This window comes from Acinetobacter sp. CE-15, from assembly GCF_051059255.1.
GTDB lineage: Bacteria > Pseudomonadota > Gammaproteobacteria > Pseudomonadales > Moraxellaceae > Acinetobacter > Acinetobacter guillouiae.
Map to the genome: position 1 here is coordinate 4,007,911 of NZ_CP192737.1, position 16,996 is coordinate 4,024,906.

At 38.2% G+C, this 16,996-nt stretch carries 17 protein-coding genes; 9 read left to right on the plus strand and 8 right to left on the minus strand.

What is annotated here, in order from left to right; all coding sequences use genetic code 11:
* The first annotated feature begins 468 nt into the window (after positions 1–468).
* The 3 genes from ACQ7EO_RS18350 (at position 469) to ACQ7EO_RS18360 (ending at position 2,893) form a co-directional block, all read left to right on the plus strand.
* Entirely contained in the window at positions 469–885 is a 417-nt protein-coding gene (locus ACQ7EO_RS18350) for a lysozyme inhibitor LprI family protein (RefSeq protein ID WP_434278295.1), read from the plus strand.
* Between the two features lie 140 nt (positions 886–1,025).
* Positions 1,026–1,373, plus strand: coding sequence for a hypothetical protein (locus ACQ7EO_RS18355; protein WP_228270444.1), 348 nt, complete (start codon positions 1,026–1,028; stop codon positions 1,371–1,373).
* Between the two features lie 257 nt (positions 1,374–1,630).
* Entirely contained in the window at positions 1,631–2,893 is a 1,263-nt protein-coding gene (locus ACQ7EO_RS18360; RefSeq protein ID WP_434278297.1) for a mechanosensitive ion channel family protein, read from the plus strand.
* A 167-nt stretch (positions 2,894–3,060) separates the two neighbouring features.
* Here ACQ7EO_RS18360 and ACQ7EO_RS18365 read toward each other — a convergent pair whose 3' ends face one another.
* Entirely contained in the window at positions 3,061–3,744 is a 684-nt protein-coding gene (locus ACQ7EO_RS18365) for a Crp/Fnr family transcriptional regulator (protein WP_434278298.1), read from the minus strand.
* Positions 3,745–4,221: 477 nt separating this feature from the next.
* Here ACQ7EO_RS18365 and ACQ7EO_RS18370 point away from each other — a divergent pair, with 477 nt between their 5' ends.
* Positions 4,222–4,794, plus strand: coding sequence for an HD domain-containing protein (locus ACQ7EO_RS18370; protein WP_434278299.1), 573 nt, complete (start codon positions 4,222–4,224; stop codon positions 4,792–4,794).
* Between the two features lie 211 nt (positions 4,795–5,005).
* On the opposite strand, the gene ACQ7EO_RS18375 is transcribed toward ACQ7EO_RS18370, so the two are convergent.
* Complete coding sequence (locus ACQ7EO_RS18375) at positions 5,006–5,875, minus strand: LysR family transcriptional regulator (RefSeq protein WP_262780788.1); 870 nt, start codon at positions 5,873–5,875, stop codon at positions 5,006–5,008.
* Positions 5,876–6,048: 173 nt separating this feature from the next.
* Between ACQ7EO_RS18375 and ACQ7EO_RS18380 the strand changes: the two genes are divergently transcribed.
* On the plus strand, positions 6,049–6,759 hold the full coding sequence (locus ACQ7EO_RS18380) for an AzlC family ABC transporter permease (protein ID WP_004818982.1): 711 nt from the start codon (positions 6,049–6,051) through the stop codon (positions 6,757–6,759).
* A complete protein-coding gene (locus ACQ7EO_RS18385; protein WP_434278300.1) occupies positions 6,756–7,070 on the plus strand; it encodes an AzlD family protein in 315 nt (104 codons plus the stop codon). Before ACQ7EO_RS18380 ends, ACQ7EO_RS18385 begins: the two co-directional genes overlap by 4 nt.
* A gap of 106 nt (positions 7,071–7,176) precedes the next feature.
* On the opposite strand, the gene ACQ7EO_RS18390 is transcribed toward ACQ7EO_RS18385, so the two are convergent.
* A complete protein-coding gene (locus ACQ7EO_RS18390; protein WP_434278301.1) occupies positions 7,177–8,085 on the minus strand; it encodes a LysR family transcriptional regulator in 909 nt (302 codons plus the stop codon).
* Between the two features lie 123 nt (positions 8,086–8,208).
* On the opposite strand from ACQ7EO_RS18390, the gene ACQ7EO_RS18395 reads away from it, so the two are divergent.
* Positions 8,209–8,964, plus strand: coding sequence for an SDR family NAD(P)-dependent oxidoreductase (locus ACQ7EO_RS18395; protein ID WP_434278302.1), 756 nt, complete (start codon positions 8,209–8,211; stop codon positions 8,962–8,964).
* A gap of 201 nt (positions 8,965–9,165) precedes the next feature.
* Positions 9,166–10,170: a tRNA dihydrouridine(20/20a) synthase DusA gene (gene dusA / locus ACQ7EO_RS18400; protein WP_096732997.1), complete on the plus strand. Its 1,005-nt coding sequence runs from the start codon at positions 9,166–9,168 to the stop codon at positions 10,168–10,170.
* A 77-nt stretch (positions 10,171–10,247) separates the two neighbouring features.
* On the opposite strand, the gene ACQ7EO_RS18405 is transcribed toward dusA, so the two are convergent.
* Positions 10,248–11,138 carry a LysR substrate-binding domain-containing protein gene (locus ACQ7EO_RS18405; RefSeq protein WP_434278303.1) on the minus strand — a complete coding sequence of 297 codons (891 nt, stop codon included), beginning with the start codon at positions 11,136–11,138 and terminating at the stop codon, positions 10,248–10,250.
* 103 nt (positions 11,139–11,241) lie between these two features.
* Between ACQ7EO_RS18405 and ACQ7EO_RS18410 the strand changes: the two genes are divergently transcribed.
* Positions 11,242–11,379 (plus strand): hypothetical protein, encoded by a 138-nt coding sequence (locus tag ACQ7EO_RS18410; protein WP_171252541.1) that lies wholly within the window; start codon positions 11,242–11,244, stop codon positions 11,377–11,379.
* 65 nt (positions 11,380–11,444) lie between these two features.
* On the opposite strand, the gene ACQ7EO_RS18415 is transcribed toward ACQ7EO_RS18410, so the two are convergent.
* From ACQ7EO_RS18415 to acnA, 4 genes are all read right to left on the minus strand, one after another.
* Entirely contained in the window at positions 11,445–11,915 is a 471-nt protein-coding gene (locus ACQ7EO_RS18415; RefSeq protein WP_434278305.1) for a hypothetical protein, read from the minus strand.
* Between the two features lie 65 nt (positions 11,916–11,980).
* A complete protein-coding gene (locus tag ACQ7EO_RS18420; protein ID WP_434278306.1) occupies positions 11,981–13,090 on the minus strand; it encodes a DUF695 domain-containing protein in 1,110 nt (369 codons plus the stop codon).
* A 99-nt stretch (positions 13,091–13,189) separates the two neighbouring features.
* Positions 13,190–13,951 (minus strand): tRNA threonylcarbamoyladenosine dehydratase, encoded by a 762-nt coding sequence (locus ACQ7EO_RS18425; RefSeq protein ID WP_209826906.1) that lies wholly within the window; start codon positions 13,949–13,951, stop codon positions 13,190–13,192.
* Positions 13,952–14,087: 136 nt separating this feature from the next.
* Positions 14,088–16,847, minus strand: coding sequence for an aconitate hydratase AcnA (gene acnA, locus ACQ7EO_RS18430; protein ID WP_434278308.1), 2,760 nt, complete (start codon positions 16,845–16,847; stop codon positions 14,088–14,090).
* Positions 16,848–16,996 lie beyond the last annotated feature (149 nt).

Here is a 16,996-nt window from a genome sequence, read left to right on the forward strand (position 1 = left end):
AGGGATTTTTATTTTTTAAGAAACTGATTATTTTAATAAAAATACGGATACCCAAATCATTCTATTTGAATAATATTCACTGTAACTATTGTGTGAAAAAACTGATCATAATATATTCGCATCAATAGTCTGCGATAAAATTCCAAAAAATGCGATGTACACAATTTCAATTTAAATGAATATGCGGGTTACTCTCTTAAAGCTATATGAATAAACAGTTGAGGAGCAGTAATAATACGGAAAATAAATCCCAGAGCTTTAAAGAAATTTGTACAGGACAATCGATGTTTTTGGAAAAAACATCAAAATATCCATGATTATTCAAATTTAAAGTTGATACACTTTGATCAAAATGATAACCCTATTTGTCTTTGCTAAAGTGTGATTGACGATACTCAAGCAAGGTTTTATTCAGCTCACACAACAGCCAACACTCATCCTGATAGATCAATCAAGAGTTTATCCCTTATGAAAAAAATACGATTAGCATGCTTACCGATCGGTTTTTTATGTAGTTTTTCAAGCTTGGTCTTCGCTGCACCAATAGGAAATGAAAACTTATTAAGCCAAGCTTTTATAAACTGTGACAACAGTGCCCAAGGTATTATTGAACAGGCAACTTGTCTAAAAGATGAGGCTGAACGTCAAGATACGCAATTGAATAGTACCTATAAAAAATTACAATCGCATTTGAGTGCTACCCAGAAAACAAAACTGGTTGCATCACAACGCATTTGGCTACAATCACGTCAAAGTGATGCTGAACTGGAAACAACGCTGTATGGTCAATCACAGCCAGACAACTTGCAAACTGAACTTAATGATATACAGCGTATCGCAGGCCGTACTGCACAATTGCAACGCTACCTGAAGTTACTTCAATAATGCGAATCAAAGCATAAAGATATTCAAGAACGAACATCGATATCAAGATAAAACTAAAGGTCAAATATATGAAAAAATTTAAAACTACTACATTGTTGTTTATCTCTCTTCTTCCTTTTGCAGCTTTTGCCGATGATGAAATGTCTCGTCCCCTTCCTGATGATTCTTATATTCATGCCAAATTAAGCAGCAGTTATGGCCAATGTATCAAGCAAAGTGGTGCAGTAACATTTGAAATGCAAAGCTGTATGGACCAAGAATATGCTCAACATAAGAACCGCGTTCAACAGGCCTTTGCCAAAATCATCAGTCGTCCAGACAGTGTGAAAAAAGACCGGCAGATGGATGAAATCGCAGCATGGTGGGAAAACACCGACAAGTATTGTAATTGGGATCCGAAAACCGAAGGACAAGGGCAAATGTTAGATGCACAGTCTTGCCGTCTGAACCGTATTGCCAATCTTGCCGATAAAATCAGCCACTATTGAGTCTCACAAATTAAAACTTAGCATCCCATCGTATTCAATAAAGTACTGTTGATTGGCATATTGTGATCCGTGAAACTGGGTTTATCTATGCCCAACAGTTGCATACTTATCTTCACATACTCACTTGGACTTTCTGAGAGTCTGTCAATCTTGTTGAGTAAGTAATTGATGCCCGAATGTAGCTAAAAAGTATTTTTATAAATTATTGTCATTCACAATCAATACAATGGCGTATCTGCTATTTTGAGGTTGTACTTTTGGATAAATTTGCCTTCTTAAAGAATATTCAGGAATGGTCTGATCAGTATCCATGGATAGAGATGCTAACATCATTATCAATTCTAATTTTTTTCGCTTTTGTTGCAAATTATATTGCTAAACAAGTCGTTGTTCGTGGGATACGTAAACTTATTTCAAAAATGAAGTTTGCACACAGTGAAATTTTTTCCCAGCATAGTGTTATCCGCAGAGTGGCGAATATTGTTCCTGCGATTGTTATTTTAAATGGTATTACCACAGTTCCACATTTGTCCTTAAAAGCGGTTGGCCTGATACAAATGGCTGCACAGGCGTTTATCTTCCTGACCATTGCACTGGCCATCAGCGAACTTTTAAATGTCTTTAATCTGCTTTATCAACGTAATCCAAAATCACTGAATAAGCCTATCAAAGGCTATCTTCAACTGATCAAGCTGATTCTGTTTATCGTTTGTGGTCTGCTGATCTTGGGTACCTTCTTAAAGAAAGATGTTTTTACCCTGCTTGCTGGTTTTGGTGCGATGGCCGCGGTATTGTTACTGGTTTTTCAAAATACGATTCTATCCTTGGTGGCATCGGTGCAAATCTCTTCCTACGATATGGTTCGTATCGGTGACTGGATTGAAATGCCAACATTAAATGCAGATGGTGATGTTATTGATATGTCCTTACATACCATTACCGTACAGAATTTTGATAAAACCTTTACCACAATTCCCACCAATAAGTTGGTGACGGACACCTTTAAAAACTGGCGTGGGATGAAATTGCTGGGGGCGAGACGCATCAAACGCTCAATCTTTATTGATCAAACCAGCATTCATTTTATTACCCATGAAGAACAACAGAAATTAAAAGCGTTCCTATTACTGGATCAGTATTTGGATAATAAACAATCTGAATTAGATAGCTTTAATCAACAGTTTGAAGATCAGTCCGTCTATAACCAGCGCCGTCTAACCAATATTGGAACATTTCGGGCCTATGTCGAGTTCTACCTAAAGCAACATGCTGGTATTGCTAAAAACCAATCCCTGATTATCCGTCAGTTACAACCAACAAGTGAGGGATTACCACTGGAAATCTATGCATTTGCCAATACAACAGTATGGAATGATTATGAGGCAATCCAGTCTGATATATTTGACCATCTGATGGCAATTATTCCTGAATTTGGACTCAAGATTTATCAGGCACCTTCTGGTTCAGATTTACGTTCATTGTCAAAACACGCTGAAAGCAGCTCGGAACTTCTGTCCTGAGTTGTTCATTTACATCAAAAAAGCCCATGCGGTAACCATGGGCTTGCTTGCAATGAAAAAAGAAGGTTTATAGCGTACCCCATAATCACTTCAAAGCATAAACTGACGGCTAAAACCCTCACTAAATATCTTGAACATAATTCTATATTTATTTCACCGCTATCTAATTATAAAAGGTCTATCGGTTCTATTTCAGCGAGATAGTTACTATCCAAAACTTTTAACGTTTTATTTTTAAACTGAATGATGTTTAAGTCTGATAAATCTTTAAAAATCCGATTTAGTTGTCTGGTCGAAACTCCTAACATAGCAGCAATAGAATCACGTTTTTCCAAGTGAATCATACTCCCCTCCATTTCCGCCCTAATTGCTAAATATTTACGTACTTTTATAAATGCTGGAAGCGTTGCATTTGTTAGCAGTTGAGTAGAAGCATATAATTTTTGACTGAGATGAGAGCAGATAAAACGTAGAAAAGCTGGATCGTTAAATGCATATTGCTCAATTTTGCTCAGGGATATCTCGAGAATATCCGCTTTTGAAATCGCAGTCACAGTACTTACTGTACCTATATCTCTATTTAAAAAAAGCTCTAAATCACCAATCACGGAAAAAGCCCTTTCAATAGAGAATACGGCACAACTCCCATCTTTTTGGTAATGTTCTACTTGTAATTTTCCATTCACAAGTAAATAGAGGCTACTTAGCGAGCTTCCTTGTGCAAGCAGATACTCACCTGCTTCTATTTGTTTTAATAAGAAATTTTCTAACAATATTGGAGAAAAATAACGCGATAAAGAAAACTTATCGATATAATTCTGTATTAATTCATCATTACTACTAGTCCTCATCTTTTACGGCTCTTCATTCAAAACTATCTATATTTACAAAGTCTTTATCAATATTTGAAACCTATACTGGGCCTAGATAATAGGTAATAAACAGTGACATAGACCTAAGTTATCTTCTTGAGACAAGGTATTTTACGATCAATATAAAAAAAGGTCATCTGTCCTTTTTTTAATTTATCTTGAAGCATAAGCTGTAGACCACTCCAATAGCCAAGGTTGTGTCACGATGAGCCCCTTACTGATCCATATACAATGCTTCGGATGATGAATTTGCAATGCAGCAATCAACGCATACGCCTAAATTGAAGATGTTAGCGAAAAGTCATCTGGACATTATGTTATTGATTGCTTCTATTTAATACATAAGCCTGTAGCTGCTCTCGTAGTAACCAGAATCAAAACAGATTACTTTAAAAAGCATTTATTAAGCTTATTAAAAGTAAAAATCTATAATTTTGATAGGAATAAGAAACCGAAATGAATACTGACATTATTAAAGGTCGTCTACTCTTTTTGAAAGAGGCTGAAAACCTGAAAAATATAATGCGTTCCTCTCATACCTCTAAAGGCAGAATTGAAAGTACAGCCGAGCATACATGGAGGCTTGCCCTGTTAGCTCTTGTATTTGAAGATGAATTAAAATATCTAGACTTTTCAAAGGTTTTAAAGATGTGTCTTATTCATGATTTAGGCGAGACAATCAATGGTGATGTTCCAGCGACTGAAAAGAAAAACCATCCAGATAAAGACGTTCAAGAACGTAACGATCTATTATTACTTACTCAATCCCTAGATGCTCCCCTGAGAAACACCATACTTGGATTATGGGAAGAATATGAAGCTGGTCTAACGCAAGAAGCTGTTGCAGTAAAGGCTTTAGATAAGCTAGAAACAATTTTACAGCATAATCAAGGAATTAATCCTGATGACTTTGATTATGAGTTTAATCTTAGCTATGGTGAAAAATATACAGATAAACATCCATTATTTAAAAGTATCCGTGTCCTCATGGATACAGAAACAATGCAAAAAATTAATAACAGTAAATAGAGATAAAAAGCCCATGCGGTAACCATGGGCTTGCTTGCAATAAAACAGATTCTTAACTAAAACATATCTCTTTTATTGCGTTTCAAGGACCTTTTAAATTACTAGCACACTCCCAAACTCTGCCCAAATATTGGCAAGCACTTAAAAATTAATTTTTATACAAATCATATATATATTTCAAATTTATGTGGAAGATCTAATTAAAACCTGCTTAATAGGTAATGGATTGCCTTAATGTTTTAATTAAGAGTTCATATAAATGATCGACCGCTTTTGAATTAAGAGAAGCTCGACTTCTATATACAGATGCTTCCATGGGTGCTAATGGGCCTAGTCCGTGCTCTGCTCCTAAAATTTCTAAATGCGGAGGCGCGCTACATTGTGTAAAAACTGCGACAGCCAAACCACTTTCAACTGCTGCAATTTGCCCGATTAAACTAGAACTATTATAAACAACACGATAACGGCGACCTTGCAATGCGAGCGAATTGATCGCACTTTTTTTGGCTAAACTGGTACTCTCATAAACAGCAATCGGTATCGGATCTTCACGCCATAATTCAAATTGGGGAGAACCTACCCACACCATTGGCTCATGAAACAATAAAGTGCCTTGACGGGGGTTATCCCTTGAAATCAAGGCTAAATCAATCTCGCCATTTTCTATACGTGGGATCAATGAAGTCGATTGTTCACAGATAAATTCTATTTCAACGCCACTATAACGCGGTGCAAAACGCTTAAGCACAGGTGTTAGATATTTAGCAGCATAATCATCGGGTACACCTAGTCTAATCCGACCAGTTAACTCTTCTCCATTAAAAGCCATTTGTGTTTCATGATGTAGATCAAGTATCCGTCTTGCATAACCTAAAAGAAGTTGCCCTTCAGAAGTAAGTTGAATTTGTCTATGCGTTCGAACTAAAAGTTGGCATTTTAAAGCGCCTTCCAATTTTTTTAACTGCATACTGACAGCGGACTGTGAACGGTATAGCTCAGGTGCTGCATTGGAAAGAGAACCTGTATCAACAACTGCGACAAAACATTTTAACCAATCAATCTGTAGATTTTGTAGATTCATGATTACCCCAAATTATTCGATTTTCGAATAGTATATGCAAGAATTATGCGCTTTTCATTCTAACTTTCTAAGTCCATAATTTATTAAGAAAAGAACGAAATTTCCCCTAATTTCCATCAGCGATCATTAGGTATATAGCTCATTAGAAAATTTAAAAAGATAAGGAAATTATTTTGTCGAATGTTGACCCAGATATTTACAGTTTAAGTTATTCCCAAGTTTGGTCAGGCTTTAAAAGCCTTCTTCCAATTTCATCTTTCGTGGTGATTTTTGGGGCTGCTTTCGGTTTAGCAGCAACGCAAACAGGACTAGACAATAGCTCTATCATGTTAATGAGTAGCTTTGTTTTTGCAGGAGCATCTCAATTTGCGACTTTAGAATTATGGGGCGCGCAAATATCACTGATTCCCTTAATAGTCACAGTTTTCTTTATCAATGCTCGGCATCTTTTAATGGGCGCATCTCTTTATCCTTGGCTACGGCACCTGCCTCCCATCAAACGATACAGTATCTTGCTGGTTATTTCTGATGCCAATTGGGCACTCTCACTACAAGCATTTAATCGTGGTGAATCCGGGATGGGCTTATTGTTTGGAGGGGGCCTTGCGCTTTGGCTCGCGTGGGTTTTAGGCACAGGACTGGGGTTCTATTTTGGTAATGTCATTCATCATCCTGCATTGCTGGGATTAGATATGGTCATGGCTTGTTTTCTACTGGCGATGGTTGTCGGTGGACAAAAAAACCTCAGAATACTGATCATCTGGACAATCGCAGCCTGTAGCTCATTATTGGCTTATTGGTACTTACCAGAAAATAGTCATGTCGTTGTGGGTGCTTTATTTGGCGGAATTGTCGGAATTTTCTGGAAAGAGAAACAGCTATGAACCTAGAGATTAGCACCACTTATCCATTAATTATTATTTTTATTATGGCCATTGTGACATTAGCCACTCGCTGGGGTGGTGTTTTAATTATGTCTTATGTACCTATTAGCGATCGTGTGCAACGATTCATTAATGCAATGTCGGGGTCTGTACTGGTTGCACTTTTGGCCCCTATTGCGGTTGAAGGTGATCATGGCGCTCGTTTGGCGTTACTGACAACATTGATCGTTATGCTACTGCTTAAAAAACCACTGGTGGCAATTGCAGTAGGAATATTGGCAGCAGCCTTATTCCGTCAGTATTTTGTATGAAATGATAGGGAGCTCAAAGAAGCTACCTTTGGCTATATTAAACCTAAACAAAATTGAGCAATGACTACACATTGCGCATAAGCGACATAAGGGTAATTCAGTGAAACTACAATGTATTGTGATTCATTTTTTTGAATAGAAGAATCAACCAATTAATAAATTCACTTAGTCTTCGGGGTTGATTATTTCGCGATTCATATAAAATCGACAAAGACATCGGCGCACAGGTAAACGCTGTTAATACTTCAATAAGGTCACCATTTGCCAATTGTTGTCTAACACCAATTCTGGGAATTTGAATGATCCCTAGTCCATTTAAACCTGCAGCTAAATAGGCATCCGTTGTGCCGACACTGATTAGACTCGGAGTTGGTACAAGGTAGGTTTGATTATTTTGATTGTATTCAAAAGCATTTTGTGACTGGGTGTCAGCATGCGAATAATCAACAATATAATGATTTTTAAGATCCTCTAATGATGTTGGTCTACCGTAATGTTCCGCATAACTGGGACTAATACAATTAACCATTTCCATAATACCCAAATGGCGTCCTATTAAATTACTGCTTTCAAGCGGACCACCACGGATTACGCAATCTACTCGTTCCTTGATAGGATCAATACGATAATCAACCCCAAGCAGCTTAATCTGTGTTTTAGGATATTGTTGAAACCATGCAGGTAGATGGGGAGCCACTACGCTAGAAAAAAACCGACTAGGCATATCAATGTTAATCACACCACTGAGTTCTTCACTTTGTTGTTGAAATTGATTATCTAAGCCTTCTAACTCATCCAACAATCTTAAGCATTCGACATAATAGCGCTGACCTGCTTCTGAAAGAGAAACTTGTCTTGTGTTCCGATAAAGTAAACGAGTTTTTAAATGATCTTCAAGCTTAGTGATTGACATAGAGATTGCTGACTTAGGAATCTTTAACTGTTCTGAAGCACGGGTAAAGCTACCATTTTGTACAACAGCGATAAAACGTTTCATCGTCTCAATCTTATCCATACATCACTTCCAATTGTTCATTATTTATGAACAGTCTTATCTGATTACTTATATTTATCAAGACAATTAATTCCTGTACTTTAATTTCATCAACAGTTAATCAGCATAATATGAGGTCAGTACATGAATAAAATTGCATTCATCACCGGAGGGAGTCGTGGAATAGGTCGAGATGCAGCGCTTAAACTCGCTGAGCAAAATATTGACATCATTTTGACTTATCATCGCAATGAAAAAGCCGCTCTAGACGTGGTTGAGAAGATTAAAGAAAAAGGTCAAAACGCATTTGCCATTCAATCTGATATTCGAGATATCACATTATTTGATGATTTGGTAAAAAGCTTAAGTTTCGTATTAAAAGAGCAATTTGGTCGTGAAAGTTTTGACTACCTACTCAATAATGCTGGGATAGGTTTACATACGAGTATTGAAGAAACTAGTATTGATGATCTAGATGATATGCTCAATATCCATGTGAAAGGTCCATTTTTTCTCACTCAAAAATTGCTACCACTCATTGAAAATGGCGGTCATATTGTAAATATATCCTCTGGTCTAACACGCTTTTCTATGCCTGGGTCAGCTGCATACGCAATGGCAAAAGGCGCTGTAGAAGTCATGACACGTTATATGGCAAAAGAATTCGCCTCCAAAGGGATTCGTGTCAACACGATTGCGCCCGGTGCGATTGCGACTGATTTTAGAGACGGTGCCGTCCGCAATAGTGAACAAGTTCAGGGGATGATCGCATCTATCACGGCATTAGGCCGTGTTGGTGAAGCGGATGATGTTGGAAAAGCAATCGCTGCAATTTTTAGTGAAGGATTTGACTGGATCACAGGTCAGAGAATAGAAGCCTCTGGTGGTATGATGTTGTAGTTTTAACTCGCACACTTTTAACATATTGGTGGAGTTATGCAAATTTCATATAACTCTGCCATATCGGGGTTCTAAGCAAATACAAAAAATTAATATTCATTAATTTTACAAATTCTATCTTTTGAGTATGGCTATTGATTTTAAAATAAAGCACGTATAATCCGCACTTGCTTTTTTTTCTATCTTTTTCAGGTTGACTGTATGTCTGAGCTCCAATCTTTAACGCCTCGTATTTCGGTCGCTCCGATGATGGATTGGACAACTCGTGACTATCGTTTCTTTGCACGTTTGTTTAACCCCAATATTATCCTCTATACAGAAATGGTTACTACAGGTGCCATCATCTATGGTGGAGCAAATCGTCATTTGGACTATAACCATGAAGAACATCCGATTGTTCTACAGCTCGGTGGTTCAAATCCGAAAGATCTAGCAACTTGTAGCAAAATGGCTCAAGACTGGGGTTATGACGAAATCAATTTAAATGTGGGCTGTCCAAGTGACCGTGTGCAAAATAATAAGATTGGTGCCTGCTTAATGGCAGAGCCTGATTTGGTTGCAGAATGTATTGCTGAAATGCGTAATGCAGTTGATATTCCAGTTACTGTAAAGCACCGTATTGGTATAGATGACATGCAATCTTATGAAGAGATGCTCCATTTTGTCGATACAGTTGCGAAAACTGGATGTGATAATTTTATCGTACATGCCCGTATTGCTCTGCTTCAAGGGTTATCACCAAAAGAAAACCGCGATGTTCCACCTCTACGTTATGACGATGTTTATCGTTTAAAACAAGAGCGTCCTGAGTTGCTGATCGAGATCAATGGTGGGGTTAAGACTTTTGCTGAAACGCAAACACATTTAAAGCATGTTGATGGGGTCATGATTGGGCGTGAGGCTTATCACAACCCTTACCTCTTGGCAGAATTAGGTCAACTTTGGAATTTAGATTTACCTGATCGTTTTGAAATTATCGACCAAATGCTGCCTTATATTGCCAAACGTATGCAAGAAGGCGCGCCTCTATCGATTATTACACGCCATATTTTAGGCTTATTTCAAAATCTTCCCGGTGCCCGTAAATGGCGTCAGGCTTTAAGTGGCGGTAATGCCAAAACATTTGCAGATGTTGAAAATGCCATTATCAATATTAAAGAAGCCATGAAGCGTACAGAAGATTATATTCGTGAACAGTCTGTCTGATCACGACTGAAATTTCTACGATTCAATACAGTCTTAATCCACAGCTATCTTTTCAATCAAACGATGGTCTTTAAAGATCATCGTTGAAACTGTTTGATCATGTATTCAGTACATCGCTGAATGACATCATCTGCATTTTTACTCCAGACCATCACAACATCAGACCATGCATTTTCAGCGTCCAAAGCTATCAGTCTTACCCGTTTAGGCAGAATATGTCTAAATTCTTCAGGAACAATACAAATTCCAATTTCAGCAGCCACCAATTGTAATTGTGAAACTTTACGGGACTGAACCGCCGCTTTCTTTGGAGAAAAACCAGCACTTAGGCAAAGGGTTGCAACCAAGTAACTTAATCCACCCCGTTCCGCATGTGGTGTAGAAACAAAATTTTCATGTCTTAACTGTTGGATTTTAATACTGCGTTCTGAAGCGAGTATATGATTTTGATGAAGTGCAACGTACAAAGGTTCAGGGTAGAGCGTGGTTGCATGTAACTCATCTAAGCGATTTAAAACAGGTGGGCGAATAAAACCAACATCAATATTTCCTTTCATCAGTGCAAGAATTTGGTCTTCAGATGACAAGGTATTGATCTCGAAATTAACATTGAAATGCTTTGAGGTTTGATCAAATACTTTGACTTTTTCTAAGCTCATGGTAATAGTACTTGAGTGTGCAATTTTGATGAGTCGATTTTTTCCACCTGCAATATCTTTAGCATTTTCAATAATATGATCTAAGTTCAGTAAATTATTTTTAATTTGAGCATAAAAGAACTGCCCTGCTTGGGTGAGTTTTATTTTTTTATCACTGCGGTCAAAAATTTCAAATCCTACTTCGTCCTCTAAAAGCTTGATCTGACGACTTAAAGCAGATTGAGCAATAAACAGCTTTTCAGAAGCTGCAATAAAACCACCTTCCTCCACAATTCTAATCAAATAATTAAATTGTTTGAATGTCGCCATACCCATCTCAAAATTAGATCAATCCTGCTTTTTTCTATATTAGATTAGATTGTTTAATTTCACTAGACTTTACTTAAAGCGACTTAGATCAGAGAGAAATAGTATGAGCATATCCAAACAATTACTGGTTTTTATTTGTATTATTTGCGCTGTTGTTTTACTCAATCTTTATGATGGTTTTATCGCAAAGCAAACAGGTAAAACGCCCCAACAGCCTGAATTTATTTATTTACAGGACTGATTAAGCGAAACAGATAAAGTATGTTTTTTACAAGCGCGTGCAAGATTTCACTAAAGCATACTTTTTTATATTGGTGACGCATGTTGTGGTGCTTTTTTAAAATCATATTGGTAAGTAATATACTTGCCAGCAAGCTCATCACTTACAAAGGCGTCTTTTCGAAAATGAGCACGTATAATACAGCCGTGTAAATCAGGTGCAGCATATACTTTTATGCTTTCAACATATTTGCTGTGTTGTTGGATATTGACATTCCAGCCCAACAGTTGCTTGATCTTTTGAAACTCTTCTTGTTTGCTGATCTGTTGGATATTTTGCAAATTACAGACTTGAATTGCATCCGCTTGAGGTTGAAGGATTGACCATCCCAACAAGTTCTGTATATCACGCATTATTGTTTTAGCTTCATCCAATTGGTTGACCGCCTGAAAATGACGAACCGTTGAATAAAGGTAATATCCAATTCCGCCAATCAACAGGATCGCCAATATTATTATTTTAAGATCGGGGATAGCTCGATTAAAAAGCCGCTTCATTCTCTAAGCTGTCCATGTCTATGGTCTGAATGCTATAGAGCATTTCAAGCGACTTTTCAGCATAGTTAACGACCAAACTTATTTAAACAACGCCAATATTTATCTTTAAATAGGCTGACATCGATTTCAAAATTGTTCTGATATTTTTCAACAACCTGATCTATAACTTTGGCGGGTTTTCTAAACTCTTTACAAGCAAAATACATGGTTCTTAAGTTATTGCCAGTTTCTCGCCCAATATTTAAATACCCTTCAAAATCCTTTAGCTCATCTAATAATTCTTCTTCAATCGCGTTAAGCAACTCATAATCTGTTGCAGACGGCATACCACTTGAATTCTGGCCAGCATAAGGTATTTCTACCAGCAGCATCCACGGATGAGAAGCCTTTTGATCCCATGTTAAAAGTGTACTGTTTAAGATCGCCACCAAAGGCAAACCGTCATTGGTCTCCCCCTCCAAACTGATATATTCATCTTCATCAGTGCTTGAACGGGTTATTTTGTCTAAGCGAGAAATTTCACTGTTCTTTAAAATTAAAATATTCTTTAAACGATCGATAGGCATTAATTCTTTTTCAGCATCTTGTCTGAATTGTAGCGAAACTTGATCTAGCTTTGTAATCGAATCATATTCACCCAAATAATTATCCAAAAAGATATAAACCGCTTGTAAGAATTCAGCTTTTTGAGCTTCATTATATTGATCATGCACAACCACAAGATCAGTTTCATCTGGATATTCTTCATGATCCTTTAAATAAAACGATAGCGTTTTTTGACTAAATTCATGACCATGCATACCAATACTGGTTTGCTGAATATCACTTGCGGGTTTAAGGGCGGTAAATTTCCAGCCAGGAATTTCAGGGGCTGCTGCCACCAACTCCTCTACAAATACAATATTTGCCACAACACCATCTGGCGTTAAGATCAATTCAGCTGTTTGTGGGTCAAGCATCCCGGTAAGGAAAAAAATTCCACCATGAACTTTGGCCAATTCAGGCGATAATTTATCAAAGAAATCCGCCTGAATCGTATCTTGATTTAACTCATCCACAATACGATGGAAATCCTGTTGATGCTGCTCAAACCATTGCCAAAATTCAGCATAGCGGTTTCGATTGATTTGTATTTGTTGTTCTTTCTTTCCAAATAACTTTTTGAAAAAACTCATTTTGATTGTTCTCTGTTATTGCGTTTATTTCAGATTAATTTAACTGAATTTTTATGATTTTTAAATGCATCTAAACTTTTACTTAAAAATACCAAGCGCTTATTTGATCCGATCTAACTTTTTCAACACTTCTGCAACAGCGACCATCGCAAAACTAGAAGTCACCACCACAGCCGAACCATATCCACCACAACGCAAGCCTGCACTCGCACACACATCAGCACTGGAAAAAGGATTATCAATTGAATACACACAAGTAATGCCAAATTTTTCTTTTGGTTTCTTACAAATGCCTTTGGCGCGCAACTGGCTCCGCAATTTTGCAAGCATCGGATCTTGTTCTGTTTTAGATAAATCAGCAACACGAATTTTTAAAGGATCAAGCTTACCACCTGCCCCACCCGAAACAATCAAAGGAATTTTATTAAAACGACAATGTAGCATGAGTGCAAATTTTGCTTTAACGTCATCGATGCAATCTAAAATAATATCGGGAACATTTTCTAAAATTTCTTTCACATTGTCAGGGCTGAGATAATCATCAATCAAATTAATCTTGACCCGAGGATTAATTGAACGGCAACGTTCCGCCATCACTTCAATTTTCTCATGACCTAAAGTAGAGGTCATTGCAGGCAATTGTCGGTTGATATTTGAAGCAGCCACTGAATCCATATCGACCAGTGTTAACTCGCCAATCCCTGTACGTGCTAAGGCTTCGACCGCCCATGAGCCGACCCCACCAATACCGATCACCATGACATGACTTTTTTCATAGTGATTGAATGTCTCTTCTCCATAAATTTTGGCTACGCCTGCAAAACGGCGCTCATATTCATCATTTTGGAAAAGTTCAGTCATGTCTAGTATCAACTCAAAAATACCTCGCTATTTTACTCATTTATCGACAGTGTGTCTTGTTCCAACACAATAAAAAAAGCCCTGCATTCTATACAGGGCTTGGAGAACTGAAATATATCGTGATTTATTGATTAGGCTATGAAGCGATTAAATTACGCAGTACATAATGCAAGATACCACCTGCTTTAAAGTATTCCACTTCATTCAAAGTATCAATACGGCATAACACTTTGAAACGATCTATTGAACCATCGACACGTTTAACCTCCACATCTAAACTTTCATGTGGTTGTATGTCATCAGAAAGTCCATAAATCGACAGTTGCTCATGTCCAGTTAAGTTAAGTGATTGACGAGTTTGACCATCCACAAATTGCAACGGTAAAACCCCCATACCAACCAGATTTGAACGATGGATTCGTTCAAAACTTTCAGTAATCACCGCTTTTACCCCTAAAAGGTTGGTGCCTTTCGCTGCCCAGTCACGTGATGAGCCTGTACCATATTCCTTACCTGCGATGATGACCAACGGCGTACCATCTTGCTGATACTTCATCGCAGCATCGTAAATGGCTAACTTCTCATCTGTCGGGATATAGAGGGTATTGCCGCCCTCTTCACCATTGAGCATTTCATTCTTGATACGAATATTGGCAAAGGTACCTCGCATCATCACTTCATGATTACCACGACGAGATCCATAAGAGTTAAAGTCCTTTTGATCGACACCTTGCGCTTCTAGGTAACGACCTGCTGGGCTGTCTTTCTTAATATTCCCCGCAGGAGAAATATGATCTGTTGTGACTGAGTCGCCAAGAACGGCCAAGATATTTGCATTGAGAATATCTTTAATTGGTTTCGCGGGTTGATCAATGCCTTCAAAGAATGGAGGATGACGAATATACGTTGAGTTTTCATCCCATTCATAGGTTTCAGAGTCTGGGATTTGAATTGCTTGCCATTTTTCATCACCATCAAAAACTGCCGCATATTCTTTATGGAACATCGCTGTATTAACTTTTTGCAGCACCTCATCAATCTCGATTTGACTCGGCCAAATGTCTTTGAGATATACCGGTTGACCTTGTTGATCGTGCCCTAATGCTGTGCTGGTAATGTCACTACGAATGGTCCCCAATAAACCAAACGCAACCACCAAAGGCGGTGATGCTAGCCAATTGGTTTTTACCAGTGGATGTACCCGCCCTTCAAAGTTTCGGTTGCCTGAAAGTACCGATGCAACATTCAGGTCATGGCACTGAATAGCGTCTTCAATCGGTTTAGGTAAAGGTCCAGAATTACCAATACATGTGGTACAGCCATAACCAACGAGGTTATAACCCAACTGGTCCAAATAAGGTAATAGCCCTGCTGCTTCTAAATAATCGGTCACCACTTTAGAGCCTGGTGCTAGAGAGCTTTTCACCCATGGCTTACGTTGAATGCCTTTTTCGATGGCTTTCTTTGCCAACAAACCCGCAGCCAACATCACACTTGGATTAGAGGTATTGGTACATGAAGTAATCGCAGAAATCACCACATCACCATCCGTCAATGGATAGCGTTTACCGTCAATCACACAATGCGGTTCTTCATTTTGTAAAGCAGACTGTTTTGAATCAATTGCTGTACCTGCACCACCTTCATTGGCTAAACGTTCTTTTTCTTCACCTTTAGCTGGCTTAAGATCCAGCGCCATTAAGGCACTAAAAGTTTGTGGGATATCAGGCAATGCCACTCGATCTTGCGGACGTTTCGGGCCAGCAACACTTGCTTCGACGGTTCCCATATCCAAAGCAAGCACATCGGTAAATACAGGCTCATCCCCAGTATGACGCCATAAGCCTTGTTCTTTACAATAAGCCTCAACCAATGCAATACGGTCTTCTTTACGACCCGTTAAACGCATATAGCCTAGAGTGATTTCATCAATCGGGAAAAAGCCGCATGTTGCACCATATTCGGGTGCCATATTGGCAATGGTTGCACGGTCTGCAAGTGGTAAAAATGCCAACCCATCACCATAAAATTCAACAAATTTACCCACCACACCTTTTTTACGTAGCATCTGAGTAATGGTTAAAACCAAATCCGTTGCGGTAATCCCTTCACGCAATTTCCCTGTCAATTTAAAACCAATCACTTCTGGAATCAGCATTGAAATCGGTTGTCCAAGCATGGCCGCTTCGGCTTCAATTCCCCCCACACCCCAACCTAATACACCTAAACCATTGATCATTGTGGTATGTGAATCTGTACCGACTAAGGTATCGGGAAAGGCAAATACCTCGCCATCACTTTCACCCAGCCACACTGCTTGAGCTAGGTATTCTAAATTAACTTGATGGCAAATCCCTGTTCCGGGCGGTACCACACTAAAATTATCAAAAGAAGACTGCCCCCAACGGAGGAATTGATAACGTTCTCCATTACGTTGCATCTCAATTTCGACGTTCTCATCGAAGGCATGATCTGTCCCAAAGTGATCCACCATCACAGAGTGGTCAATGACCAAATCCACTGGAGATAAAGGGTTAATTAAATTGGGATCTTTATTGGCTTTCTGTACAGCTGCACGCATCGCAGCCAAATCTACCACAGCAGGTACGCCAGTAAAATCTTGCATCAAGACCCGTGCAGGTCGATATTGGATTTCTTGATCTGAAGTTTTATTGTTTTGCCAATCGACAATCGCCTGAATATCGCTTTGCCTCACGGTTTGATCATCTTCAAATCTAAGTAAATTTTCCAATAATACTTTGAGTGATTTAGGCAATTTTGAAATATCACCTAAACTCGCTTGAACCTGTTTTAAATTAAAAATTTTATATCTTGTATCCCCTACAGTTAGGTCTTGTAGAGAATTTAAACGATTGATATGACCATATTTTGCCATTGGTTGAACCTCCAGCTTGGCGTTAACTTTCTTATTGGCTACTTGGAGTACTTCTTTAAATCTAAGACAAATATTTATTTTAGGTGTTGTTGATTGGTTATTTTTATTCAAATTTACATCGCTAAATATGGGGTCTGTTGACAATTCGT